This window comes from Streptomyces graminilatus (assembly GCF_001418565.1).
GTDB classification, from domain to species: domain Bacteria; phylum Actinomycetota; class Actinomycetes; order Streptomycetales; family Streptomycetaceae; genus Streptomyces; species Streptomyces graminilatus.
The window spans coordinates 24,895-36,872 of record NZ_LIQQ01000050.1 but is presented as its reverse complement, the minus strand read 5'-3'; the positions used below and the strand labels follow the sequence as shown (position 1 = coordinate 36,872).

The 11,978-nt window shown below is 68.1% G+C and carries 12 protein-coding genes; 2 read left to right on the top strand and 10 right to left on the bottom strand.

All coding sequences use genetic code 11. The features are described from left to right. Nucleotides 1-79 precede the first annotated feature (79 nt). The 3 genes from AOK08_RS05930 to AOK08_RS05920 all read right to left on the bottom strand — a co-directional run bounded on the left by AOK08_RS05930 (nt 80) and on the right by AOK08_RS05920 (nt 2,512). Entirely contained in the window at nt 80-865 is a 786-nt protein-coding gene (locus AOK08_RS05930) for a S1 family peptidase (RefSeq protein ID WP_055524320.1), read from the bottom strand. A 174-nt stretch (nt 866-1,039) separates the two neighbouring features. Further along, on the bottom strand, nt 1,040-1,537 hold the full coding sequence (locus AOK08_RS05925) for a hypothetical protein (RefSeq protein ID WP_055524318.1): 498 nt from the start codon (nt 1,535-1,537) through the stop codon (nt 1,040-1,042). A 357-nt stretch (nt 1,538-1,894) separates the two neighbouring features. Beyond that, nucleotides 1,895-2,512 (bottom strand): YceI family protein, encoded by a 618-nt coding sequence (locus tag AOK08_RS05920; protein ID WP_055524316.1) that lies wholly within the window; start codon nt 2,510-2,512, stop codon nt 1,895-1,897. Between the two features lie 435 nt (nt 2,513-2,947). On the opposite strand from AOK08_RS05920, the gene AOK08_RS05915 reads away from it, so the two are divergent. After that, nucleotides 2,948-4,555, top strand: coding sequence for an acyl-CoA carboxylase subunit beta (locus AOK08_RS05915; RefSeq protein ID WP_055524314.1), 1,608 nt, complete (start codon nt 2,948-2,950; stop codon nt 4,553-4,555). 71 nt (nt 4,556-4,626) lie between these two features. Further along, nucleotides 4,627-4,815 (top strand): acyl-CoA carboxylase subunit epsilon, encoded by a 189-nt coding sequence (locus AOK08_RS05910; protein WP_055524312.1) that lies wholly within the window; start codon nt 4,627-4,629, stop codon nt 4,813-4,815. Between the two features lie 235 nt (nt 4,816-5,050). Here the strand turns inward: AOK08_RS05910 and AOK08_RS05905 are convergent, their stop codons facing one another. The 7 genes from AOK08_RS05905 to AOK08_RS05875 form a co-directional block, all read right to left on the bottom strand. Beyond that, on the bottom strand, nt 5,051-5,632 hold the full coding sequence (locus tag AOK08_RS05905) for a GTP-binding protein (protein WP_026248371.1): 582 nt from the start codon (nt 5,630-5,632) through the stop codon (nt 5,051-5,053). Next, nucleotides 5,613-6,200: a DUF742 domain-containing protein gene (locus AOK08_RS05900; RefSeq protein ID WP_055524310.1), complete on the bottom strand. Its 588-nt coding sequence runs from the start codon at nt 6,198-6,200 to the stop codon at nt 5,613-5,615. Before AOK08_RS05900 ends, AOK08_RS05905 begins: the two co-directional genes overlap by 20 nt. Before the next feature lie 96 nt (nt 6,201-6,296). Further along, complete coding sequence (locus tag AOK08_RS05895; RefSeq protein ID WP_005479603.1) at nt 6,297-6,710, bottom strand: roadblock/LC7 domain-containing protein; 414 nt, start codon at nt 6,708-6,710, stop codon at nt 6,297-6,299. Nucleotides 6,711-6,720: 10 nt separating this feature from the next. Beyond that, nucleotides 6,721-10,098: a nitrate- and nitrite sensing domain-containing protein gene (locus tag AOK08_RS05890; RefSeq protein WP_055524308.1), complete on the bottom strand. Its 3,378-nt coding sequence runs from the start codon at nt 10,096-10,098 to the stop codon at nt 6,721-6,723. Nucleotides 10,099-10,495: 397 nt separating this feature from the next. After that, on the bottom strand, nt 10,496-11,071 hold the full coding sequence (locus AOK08_RS05885; protein WP_006375318.1) for a GTP-binding protein: 576 nt from the start codon (nt 11,069-11,071) through the stop codon (nt 10,496-10,498). Next, entirely contained in the window at nt 11,052-11,450 is a 399-nt protein-coding gene (locus AOK08_RS05880) for a DUF742 domain-containing protein (protein ID WP_055524306.1), read from the bottom strand. The genes AOK08_RS05885 and AOK08_RS05880 overlap by 20 nt, the downstream gene beginning before the upstream one ends. 107 nt (nt 11,451-11,557) lie before the next feature. Next, nucleotides 11,558-11,971, bottom strand: a complete 414-nt coding sequence (locus AOK08_RS05875) for a roadblock/LC7 domain-containing protein (protein WP_010984127.1) — start codon at nt 11,969-11,971, stop codon at nt 11,558-11,560. Between the last annotated feature and the right edge of the window lie 7 nt (nt 11,972-11,978).

Here is an 11,978-nt window from a genome sequence, read left to right as displayed (position 1 = left end):
AGGGGCGGCGGGGGCGAAACAAACACGGGCCCGGCGCTGGGAAGCACCGGACCCGTGGACGCCGTACGAACGGCGACGATCAGAGAGTGGACGCCGCCGAGGCGATGTCCGACGCGAAGTGCGAGACCTCGGTGTACACACCGGGAGCGTTCGGCTGCGCGCAGCCGATGCCCCAACTCACGATGCCGACCTGGATGAACGCACCGGCGTCGTCCTTGCGGAACATCGGCCCACCGGAGTCACCCTGACAGGTGTCGACCCCGCCCGACGCGAAGCCGGCGCAGATCTCCTCGTCGGCGACGAGGCTGCTGTAGTCACGGCCGTACGCGCTGCACGTGGCGTCGTTGATGAACGGCACGGTCGCCTTGAGCATGTAGCGCTGCTGCGCACCGCCCTGCCGAGCCGCACCCCACCCGGCGACGGTGAAGTCACCGTTGTCGAACTGCGGGGTGGTGGCGATATTCAGCGTAGGCAGGTTGATCGGCTGGGCGAGCTTGATCAGCGCCCAGTCCTTGCCGGTGCCGTTGTAGCCGGGGGCCTGGAGGACCCGGGTGGACTTGACCTGGACACGGCCGGAGGTGGACTGGAGGTCCACCACACCGGCGGTGGCCGTGATGCTCGTGTTGGCGCCCGAGCCGCTCACACAGTGCGCGGCGGTGAGCACGATCTGCTGCGTGTACAGCGCGCCGCCACAGCCCATGGAGAGCCGGACCATGAAGGGGAACTCGCCCTGGGCGGCACGGGTTCCGCCGACGACGGGCGCCGGAGCGGCATGCGCGGAGGAGAGGGGCTGGAGGCTGATGATCGCGAGGGCGGCGGCGCCGGCGGCAGCGGCTCTCTTGCACGCGGTGATGAGCTTCTTCAACGTGATGCCTTCCGTGGGGGGTTGGACATACGCAGAAATGTCAGGCTCATGCCAAACAGGCAAACGGATGGGGCTCGTGCTATTGCTGGCATGAGCTGGTCAAGATCTGTTGAAGGATTATGCGAACGCTGTGAGCGACCCCACAAGGGGCGAAAATTAGCCGCCTCTTTTGAGCTATGCGCCCGCGTCAGGCAGCCGCAGCCACTCCGCCCAGGTCAGTTCGCGCCCGATGAAGCGAGGTTTCACGAAGGGCCAGTCGTCGGCGATCCACCGCGGTACGAGAGCGTCGAGAGCCTGCTCCACGGCACTCCCCACGGCGCTGTCCACGACCCACCAGGAGATCTCGGCGTCGGCGCCGGCCTTCTCGGGCGGATCGATGTAGACGCACCCGAGTTCGACGGTCTCGTCCTCGTTGAGGAGTACGTAGTTGAAGGACTCGTGGGCGTCGGCCTCGGCGGCGTGCCGCTCCAGGTCGGCGAGATTCGCCTCGTAGGTGATGGTGGCCGCCGGCCACCCCCAGGCCTCCCCGAAGATGCTCCACAGCCGCTCGCGCGAGCCCATGACGGTCGGGTGGTCGAGCGCCGCGTCGGCGCCGCGAATCGGCCGCAGGTGATACCCGCCGGGTACCTCGACGCGCGACGGATGAACGAAGTCGCGGGGGAGCCAGGTCATGACCGGAGGCTAACTCGCGTGCGAGGACCCCGCACCGGGTTAGCCGGAGTCAGAGCCGGAGCTGGAGCCAAGCCGGAGCCGGAGCCAAGCCGGAGTCGAAGCCAGAGCCAAGTCGAAGCCGGAGCCGGAGCCGGAACCAGAGCCAAGCCGGAGCCGAAGCCAGAGCCAGAGCCAAGTCGGAGTCAGAGCCGAAGCCAGAGCCAGAGCCGAGCGCGACGCCAGAGCGCGCCCCTCCCGCCCACACACGTCCGCCCGCCCGGTCGAAGAGCGACCGGACGGGCGGTTCGTCTCCGCTCCGCGGGTGCCGGTGTTGGTGCCGGTGCCGGCGTCGCGGCATCCGGGGCGGCACCTGTGGCCTCACGCGTTCCTGATGGCCGAGATGTCGAAGTTCAGCTTGATCTTGTCCGACACCAGCACACCGCCGGTCTCCAGCGCCGCGTTCCACGTCAGGCCCCACTCCGAGCGCAGGATCTCCGCCTTGCCCTCGAAGCCCACGCGCTCGTTGCCGAACGGGTCCTTCGCCGCGCCGTTGAACTCCAGGTCGATGGAGATCTCCTTGGTGGTGCCGAGGATCTCCAGGTCACCGGTGATGCGGTAGTCGTCGCCGCCCAGGGACTCCGCCTTGGTGGAGCGGAACGTCATCGTCGGGAACTCGTCCGTGCGGAAGAAGTCCGCGCTCTTCAGGTGACCGTCACGGTCGGCGGAGCCCGTGTCGATGCTGTTCATCGTGATGTCGAGGGACGCCGTCGAGTTGGCGGGGTCGGTGCCGTCGAGGTGCAGGGTGCCCTCGTACTCCTGGAAGCTGCCCTTGACGTTCGTCACCATGGCGTGCCGGGCGACGAAACCGATGGTGCTGTGGGACGGGTCGATCGTGTAGTCGCCGGTCAGCGCGGCGAGCCCGGGGGCCACCGCGGTCGCGACGGACGAGGCGGCGGTGGAGCCGGCGGCGCTGCTCTTGCGGCTGAAGATGCTCATGACGTGCACTCCCTGAGACGTGTTGTTGAATCTTGAATCAGTCCAACGAGATGAACCGTAGACCTATTCCGTTCAATTTTCAACCTTATCCTTGGGGTATTCGCGCGGTTACCCCGAGTGGCGTAATCCTGTCCGCCGGGCACGAGCGGCCCTGTCGCACCGCACGCGCGCATCCCCTGTCCGCCATCCGCGCGCACTGCTCGCCCCCGGCTCGTGACACGCTCGTGCCGTACTCGTCCTGTACTCGACCCGTACTCGTGCGCCACTCGATGTTCACTCGACGGCTTTGTGGGAACCCAACAACCAGTATGCCCTCTGAGCAGTCGGGTTGGCTGCATGTGATTGCTGTTCTGTCAGGTGCTACCAGGAAAACGCGCCGGAGACTGTACGGAGTCGACGGCCCGGTTTTCTCGCTCGGCTTCGTAAGGTCGCTACATGACCGTTTTGGATGAGGCGCAGGGTGAGTCCACGGGCGAGCCGACGGGGGAGCCGACGGACGCACGCGGGCGCGTGGCCGAGCTGCACCAGATCCGTGCGCAGGCCCTGGCCGGCCCCAGCGAGAAGGCCACCGAGGCGCAGCACGCCAAGGGCAAGCTGACCGCCCGGGAGCGCATCGAACTGCTCCTCGACCCGGACTCCTTCAACGAGGTCGAGCAACTGCGCCGGCACCGCGCGACCGGCTTCGGCCTGGAGACCAAGAAGCCGTTCACCGACGGTGTCATCACCGGCTGGGGCACGGTCGAGGGCCGTACGGTCTTCGTGTACGCCCATGACTTCCGGATCTTCGGCGGCGCGCTGGGCGAGGCCCACGCCACGAAGATCCACAAGATCATGGACATGGCCATCGCGGCCGGGGCCCCGCTGGTGTCGCTCAACGACGGCGCCGGCGCCCGTATCCAGGAGGGCGTCTCGGCCCTCGCCGGGTACGGCGGCATCTTCCAGCGCAACACCAAGGCCTCCGGTGTCATCCCGCAGATCAGCGTGATGCTCGGCCCGTGCGCGGGCGGCGCGGCCTACAGTCCCGCCCTCACCGACTTCGTCTTCATGGTCCGCGAGACCTCGCAGATGTTCATCACCGGCCCGGACGTCGTCAAGGCGGTCACCGGCGAGGAGATCACCCAGAACGGCCTCGGCGGCGCCGACGTGCACGCCGGGACCAGCGGCGTGGCGCACTTCGCGTACGACGACGAGGAGACCTGCATCGCCGAGGTCCGCTACCTCCTCGCGATGCTCCCGCAGAACAACCGCGAGAACCCGCCGCGCGTCGAGTCCGAGGACCCGGCCGACCGGCGCAGCGACGTCCTGCTGGACCTCGTTCCGGTCGACGGCAACCGTCCGTACGACATGACCAAGGTCATCGAGGAGCTCGTCGACGACGGCGACTACCTGGAGATCCACGAGCGCTGGGCCCGCAACATCATCTGTGCGCTCGGCCGGCTCGGCGGCCAGGTCGTCGGCATCGTCGCCAACCAGCCGATGAGCATCGCGGGTGTCCTGGACATCGAGGCGTCGGAAAAAGCTGCGCGCTTTGTCCAGATGTGTGACGCTTTTAACATCCCGATCGTCACGCTGCTGGATGTCCCCGGCTTCCTTCCGGGTGTCGACCAGGAGCACGGCGGAATCATCCGGCACGGCGCGAAGCTCCTCTACGCCTACTGCAACGCGACCGTTCCGAGGATCTCGCTGATCCTGCGCAAGGCGTACGGAGGCGCTTACATCGTCATGGACAGCCAGTCCATCGGCGCCGACCTCACCTACGCCTGGCCGACGAACGAGATCGCCGTGATGGGCGCCGAAGGTGCCGCCAACGTCATCTTCCGCCGCCAGATCGCGGACGCCGAGGACTCCGAGGCGATGAGGGCTCGGATGGTCAAGGAGTACAAGTCCGAGCTGATGCACCCCTACTACGCCGCCGAGCGCGGTCTGGTCGACGACGTCATCGACCCGGCCGAGACGCGTTCGGTGCTCATCAGGTCGCTCGCGATGCTGCAGTCCAAGCACGCGGACCTGCCCTCGCGAAAGCACGGCAACCCCCCGCAGTGACCCCCGCCTGGTAACCCAGTGGATCCTTCGCGGTCCATCCGCGGAAACCTCTCTCACGGAGACTGTGACCTATGAACACCTCTGACATTCGCGTCGAGAAGGGCCATGCCGGGCCCGAGGAAGTCGCCGCCATCACGGCGATCCTGCTGGCCCGTGCGGCATCCGCGCCGGCGGCTCCCGAGGCCCACCGGCACCCGCGGGCCGGCTGGCGCCGACTGGAGCGCGAGGGGGGCTTCCGCGCCCCGCACAGCTGGCGCTGAGCCTCATTGACGAAAGGGTCCCCTTCCCCGCGGTGCGGGAAGGGGACCCTTTCGTATGTGCGTCGGCTGCGGGCCGGTGGGGGCTGATCGCGCAGTTCCCCGCGCCCCCAAAGGACAAAAGACAGGGGCGCAGCCCCGTCTTTTAGGGGCGCGGGGAACTGCGCGACAAGCCACTGGGCTGCCGCAGACGGCGTACAACCGTCCGTGGCAGCCCAGTGGCCGCAAAACCGTCCGACTACCGAAGCCGAGCCATCAACGCGTGCTCCACAAGAGTGATCAGCGCACTCTTCGCATCGGCACGATGACGAGCGTCCGTAGTGATGATCGGCGTGTCGGGCCCGATCTGCAGAGCCTCCCGGACCTCGTCCGGGTTGTACGGCTGGTTGCCGTCGAACCCGTTCAGGGCGATCACGAAGGGAAGCCCCGAGTTCTCGAAGTAATCGACCGCCGGGAAACAGTCGGCGAGGCGCCGCGTGTCCACGAGGACGATCGCGCCGATCGCACCGCGCACCAGGTCGTCCCACATGAACCAGAAGCGGTCCTGGCCGGGCGTACCGAAGAGGTAAAGGATCAGGTCCTGATCCAGGGTGATGCGGCCGAAGTCCATGGCGACGGTCGTCGTCGTCTTGTCCCCGGTGTGCGTCAGGTCGTCGATACCCGCGGACGCGGACGTCATCACGGCCTCGGTACGCAGCGGATTGATCTCCGAGACGGCCCCGACGAACGTGGTCTTGCCCACGCCGAAGCCGCCAGCCACCACGATTTTCGCGGACGTGGTGGAGCGGGAAGGCCCTCCGCTAGAGCTTGCGAAGTCCACTGAGCACCCTTTCGAGCAAAGTCACGTCTGGCTGCCCGCCGGCGCTTTCGTCGCCGCCGGGCTGATGGATGGCGACCAGGCCTGCCTCCGCCAAGTCGGCGACGAGGATCCTGGCCACGCCGAGGGGGATGGTCAGCAACGCCGAGATCTCGGCCACCGACTTGATCTCTCGGCAGAGGTTGCAGATTCGCTGATGCTCGGGCAACTGGCCCTGCATCTGGTGCGGCTGCGCAGTGGTGTGCACCAGCGCCTCGATGGCGAGCTGGTAACGGGGGCGCGTCCGGCCGCCGGTCATGGCGTAGGGACGCACCAGGGGATTGCTCGCACCCCCGGCGGGCGACGGCTCCGAGGAACGGCGCTGCGGCTGCACGGGCTGGATACGGGGTGCCGGCGGCTGGTCGTACGGCGACTGCCCGGGACCCTGCGGGTTCTGGGGCGCGTACGGCTGCTGCCGGCGGTGGCTGGGTGCGGAGGGGAAGTTGTACCGGTTCTGGTCACCCTGGCCCTGACCCTGGCCAGGGCCGTACGACCAGTTGCCCGAGGGCGAACCGCCTGGGGGTGTTGCCACTTTCTTCTCCTCCTCCGACTGTGCCGGGCACCGCATCACTGTGGAGCCGCGTCCGAAACCTATCGCCCCGGGACGCCAAAACGCACCGTCTGACTGCTAGTTGAGAAGGCTCCCTTGGAGCTCCGCACGCAAATCGGGTGTCAGGACCGTACCGGCCCGGTCGACCAGAAGTGCCATCTCGTACCCGATGAGACCGATGTCGGCCTCCGGGTGCGCGAGGACCGCGAGGGAGGAACCGTCGGATACGGACATGATGAACAGGAATCCCCGCTCCATCTCCACAACCGTCTGGTTCACGCTGCCGCCCTCGAAGATGCGCGAGGCACCCGCGGTGAGGGAGGTCAGACCGGAGGCGACAGCGGCGAGCTGGTCCGCACGGTCACGCGGAAAGCCTTCGGACATCGCCAGAAGGAGTCCGTCGGCGGAGACCACCACGGTGTGCGACACCCCGGGGGTGTTGTCCACGAAATTGGTGATCAACCAGTTCAGGTTCTGCGCCGCCTGGCTCATCGGACTCACACTAACGCTCCTGGTTGTAGGTGCTGTCAGGCCCACCGTGGTGATTTCTGGTGGCCTGGCCGTTCGTCTCACTACCTGCGGTGCGTCCTCGTTGGACGCCCCGGCGCAGGTTGCTCAACCTGCCCCGGATGTCCTCGGGGGCGCGAGAGACCGAAGGGCCGCTCTGGGGAGTCGCTTCCGCGGCACCCTCGATCAGGTTGGCCTTCGGTACCCGGCGCGGCAGGCCGGAGGAGGTCACCCCGCCCGCCTTGGGCTTGCGGAGCTGTGAGGCCTGCTGCCAGCGCTCGTCGTTGGACGAACGCCAGTCGTCGGGACCGGTTCCGTTCCCGTTCGCGGTGCTGTTCTGCTCCGCGGGGGCGGGGGCGGGTGCCGGAGTCTCCAGGCCCACATGCTGCCCGGAGGTGCCGTTGCCGTTGCTGGTGCCGCTCGTGGTGGATCCACGGCGGGGGAGCCCGGCATCGGTCAGCGCGTGGGCGGCGGAGGGCGCCGGTCCCGGACGCTCGAAGCCTACGTGATTCCGCTCACTCACGTCAGCGGCCTGCGTGGGTTCCGTTTCCGGAGCGTACTCGGAGCCGAGCCCGTTCTGGTAACCGTCCGGCTGCGGCCAGTCATCCTGGTGCCGCCGCTCCTCGAAGGCCGAGAAGCTCTCCGGGGCGGACGCGTGCGCCGGGGCGGGCTCTTCCTGGACCGGTTCCGGGTACGCGGGCTCCGGGTAGCCGCCGTCGCAGTTCGGGGACGCGTAGCCGCCGTTCACCGGCGGGTACGCGCTGCCGTTCGCCGACGGGTACTCGCTGCCGTTCGTCTGGAAGCCGTCCGGCAGCGGGAAGCCGTCGCTCCCGTTGAAGTACGGCTCCTCGTACGAGGGCTGCTGACCCTCCTCGTACGCGGTCTGCTGGTCGAACCCGGCGAAGGGCTCCTCCAGGACCGGGGTCTGGCCGTTCGGCGCGCTGAAGTCGTCGCCGTACGCGGGGGCCTCGGCGGCGTGCTGCGGGGCCGCCTCGGGGTGCGCCTGGGCCTCCAGTTGGGCCTTGCGCTCCTCGCGCATCAGGGAGCGGCCCACCGGGTCCAGCTCGCGGATGTCGTCGGGTATCTCGGTGTAGCGGCTGTCGTCGAAGCCGAGCTCGGCCGCCGTACGCATCGGCTGCGTCTGCGGGGCCTGGAAGCTCTCGCCGATGTACTGCTGCTGTTGCTGCTGCTGCTCCGGCATGATCTGCGAGACGGTGAACTCGTCGCGCTGCATCTGCTGCTCGCCACCGCCACCGTGGGTGATGGCGTCCGGGAGCATGACCAGCGAGGTCGTGCCGGCCTGCTCGCCCGAGGGGCGGAGCTGGACGCGGATGCCGTGCCGGTCGGACAGCCGGCCGACCACGAACAGACCCATGCGCTGGGAGATCGCGGCGTCCACGGTCGGCGGGTTGGCCAGCTTGTGGTTGATGTCCGCGAAGTCCTCGGCGGTGAGGCCGATGCCCTTGTCGTGGATCTCGACCATGATGCGGCCGTCGGGCAGCCGGGTCGCGGTGACCCGGACCTTGGTCTGCGGGGAGGAGAACGTCGTCGCGTTCTCCAGCAGCTCGGCGAGCAGGTGCACGAGGTCGGTGACCGCGCGGCCGTGGATCTCGGCCTCCGGTACGCCAGACAGCTCGACGCGCTCGTACTGCTCCACCTCGGAGGAGGCGGCGCGCAGCACGTCGACCAGCGGGACCGGCTGGTCCCAGCGGCGGCCCGGCTCCTCGCCGGCGAGGACGAGGAGGTTCTCGCCGTTGCGGCGCATACGGGTCGCGAGGTGGTCCAGGCGGAAGAGGTTCTCCAGCTGGTCCGGGTCGGCCTCGTTGTTCTCCAGGTCGGTGATGAGGGTCAGCTGGCCCTCGATCAGGGACTGGTTGCGGCGCGACAGGTTGGTGAAGATCGCGTTGATGTTGCCCCGGAGCAGGGCCTGCTCGGCGGCCAGCCGGACCGCCTCGCGGTGGACCTGGTCGAAGGCGCGGGCGACCTCGCCGATCTCGTCCGTGGTGTTGATGGGGATGGCGGCGACCCGGGTGTCGACACGTCCGGGGTCGGTGCGGGAGAGCTGGTCGACCAGCATCGGCAGGCGCTGCTCGGCGATACCGAAGGCGGCGTTGCGGAGCTGGCGCATCGAACGGCTCATCTGGCGGGCCACCATGCCGGCCAGGATGAACGCGGCGAGCAGGGCGACCACGACGGCGGCACCCACGATGAACGCGTCACGCTTGGCGGCGTCCGAGATGCTCGCGGCCTCGTCCACCGCGCTCTGCGAGAGGTTCGACTCGATCTTCAGGTACATGTTGTATTTGAGCGTGTTGACCGCCCACCAGTTCTGCGGCGTGATGCCGCTGGCCGCGAGGCCGGCCCGCGCACTGGCGTCGGTCGTGGGGAGCGCGGCGAGCGCCGAGATCATCCGGCTGGGGTCGGAGGGCGGCGGGACGTACGTCTCGCCCTTGGCCTGAGCGGCCGCGGCGGCCTGCTCGGCCATCTGCTTGCCCTGGGCCCTGACCTGGACGCCGGCGTCCTCCAGCTTCTTGGCGTCCGCCGCGGTACCGCCGCCGATGTACTCGGCGATGGCGATCCGCTCCAGGTACGCGTACGAGGAGAGGGCGATGCGCTGGCTCTGGAAGCTGCTCGCGCCGGGGCCGGGCTTGATCAGCAGGTGCATGCCGATGGCACGCTCCAGCGACAGCGCGGCCTTGGTGAGCGAGAGGGCGTAGACGATACGGCCGTAGGAGGTCGAGTACGTCTTGTTGCCGGTGCCCAGGCCCAGCTCGTTGGAGAACTCCATCAGCGAGTGCGTGACGGCGGTGTAGCTCTCCTCGGACTGCACACCGGTGAGCCTGGAGGTGTAGGCAGCCGCCCGGACCGTCTCCAGTTGGGGCTCGACCTCGCGGAACAGCTTCAGGCGGCGCACGAGGCTCGACCGCTGGGGGATGTTCTGCGCGGCGGCGTCGAAGGCGTCGGCGGCCTTGTCGGTGACCGCGCGGGCCTTGACGACCGTCTCGTCGTCCTCGCCCTTGCCCTGGAGCAGGGGGGCCGCGGTGATGTCACGCTCCTGGAAGAGAGCGTCGCCGTAGACCAGGGCGGCCTGCACGAGGCGCGCGGTCTTCTCCGCGTCCTCGGCCTGCTGCCAGGTGTCGATCGAGCTCTTCACCTGGAAGCCGCCCATGATGAGGCCGACGACCACGGGTATGAGCAGGATCGCGTTCAGCCTGGTCGGCACCCGCCAGTTGCGGGGGGAGAAACGGCTGCCGCTCGGAGCGGGGGGCGCCATCGGCTCCGAGCCGGGCACAGGGGCGGGCGCCGCTCCGCGCGGCGGCGGGGTGAAGTTGCCCCGGGCCGACGGCTCGGGACCGTTCTTGCTTCGCCTCACTCGACCAACAACCTCTCGGCGGAAGGCACCAACGTTGTGCCGCAGTCTCTCAGAGCCGTTAAGTCAAAGACCCTCCACAGGGGTACGTCTTTGACTATTGGGCAGTTCAGGCATTCCAGCACGTCGGCCTTACCTATTCCAAACGTCGGAATGTAAAGATCAATACCGATGTAAGGCCCAGATAAAACGGTCATAAAGAACGAGCCCCGCCAAAAGGCGGGGCCGATGTGAGCGCAGCGAGACCGGGCGACCGCGACGCGTGGCCGTACCACCAGATATCTCTGTCGAAACGTTATGAACACCGGGGTCGACCGTGTCAAAGGACACAGTCGACTCCGGTGTATCTACGACAACTACTGTAGGACATAGCCGAATTGCACTGCCTGTGCCGGCCTCGTTACCGCAGGCGCGCCATGAGGGCGTGCTCGACCAGAGTGATCAGCGCGCTCTTCGCGTCCGAGCGGTGCCGGGCGTCCGTCGTGATGATCGGGGCGTCCGGGCCGATCTGGAGCGCCTCGCGCACCTCTTCGGGGTTGTACGGCTGGTGTCCGTCGAAGCCGTTGAGGGCGATGACGAACGGCAGGCCGCTGTTCTCGAAGTAGTCGACCGCGGGGAAACAGTCCGCGAGCCGGCGGGTGTCGACCAGGACCACGGCGCCGATCGCGCCGCGCACCAGGTCGTCCCACATGAACCAGAAACGGTCCTGGCCCGGCGTACCGAAGAGGTACAGGATCAGGTCCTGGTCCAGGGTGATACGGCCGAAGTCCATGGCCACCGTGGTGGTGGTCTTGTCACCGGTGTGGGTGAGATCGTCGATACCCGCCGAGGCCGACGTCATGACGGCCTCGGTACGCAGCGGGTTGATCTCCGAGACGGCGCCCACGAACGTGGTCTTGCCCACGCCGAACCCACCCGCGACCACGATCTTCGCGGAGGTGGTGGCCCGGCCCCCGTCAGAGCTTGCGAAGTCCACTGAGCACCCTTTCGAGCAGTGTCACCGCAGGTGCACCGCCGTTGTTCTCGTCGCCGCCCGGCTGGTGAATGGCGACCAGTCCGGCCTCGGCGAGGTCCGCGACGAGGATGCGGGCCACGCCCAGGGGCATGGCGAGGAGCGCCGACACCTCGGCCACCGACTTGACCTCACGGCACAGGTGGCAGATGCGCTGGTGCTCGGGCAGCAGTCCCATCAGCTGGGCCGGGTCGGCCGTCGTGCTGATCAACGCCTCGATGGCGAGCTGGTAGCGCGGCCGGGTCCGGCCGCCGGTCATGGCGTACGGCCTTACCAGCGGCTGGTCGCCCTCTTCCTCGTACGTATGAGCGTACGGATCATGAGAGGCGGTGGGCGGGGTCATGAATCCTCCGGGCGGGACAGCGTCGGTCAGTCGTGCCGTCTGACAGGGCCGGTGGGGGAGTGTGGCGGCCGGACGGTGTTGTGATGAGGCGGGTGTATCCGGAGCGGTCAGTGGAGCAGACTGCCCTGTAGTTCGGCACGCAGATCGGGAGTGAGCACCGCGCCCGCCCGGTCGACCAGCAGTGCCATCTCGTAGCCGACAAGGCCGATGTCGCACTCGGGGTGGGAGAGGACCGCCAGCGACGATCCGTCCGAGACGGACATGAGGAAGAGGAAGCCGCGCTCCATCTCCACGACCGTCTGGGCCACCGTGCCGCCCTCGAAGATGCGCGAGGCACCCGCGGTCAGTGAGGTGAGCCCGGAGGCGACCGCGGCGAGCTGGTCGGCGCGGTCCCGGGGGAACCCCTCCGACATCGCCAGAAGGAGTCCGTCGGCGGACACGACGACGGTGTGGGACACACCGGGGGTGTTGTCCACGAAGTTGGTTATCAACCAGTTGAGGTTCTGCGCCGCCTGGCTCATCTGGCTC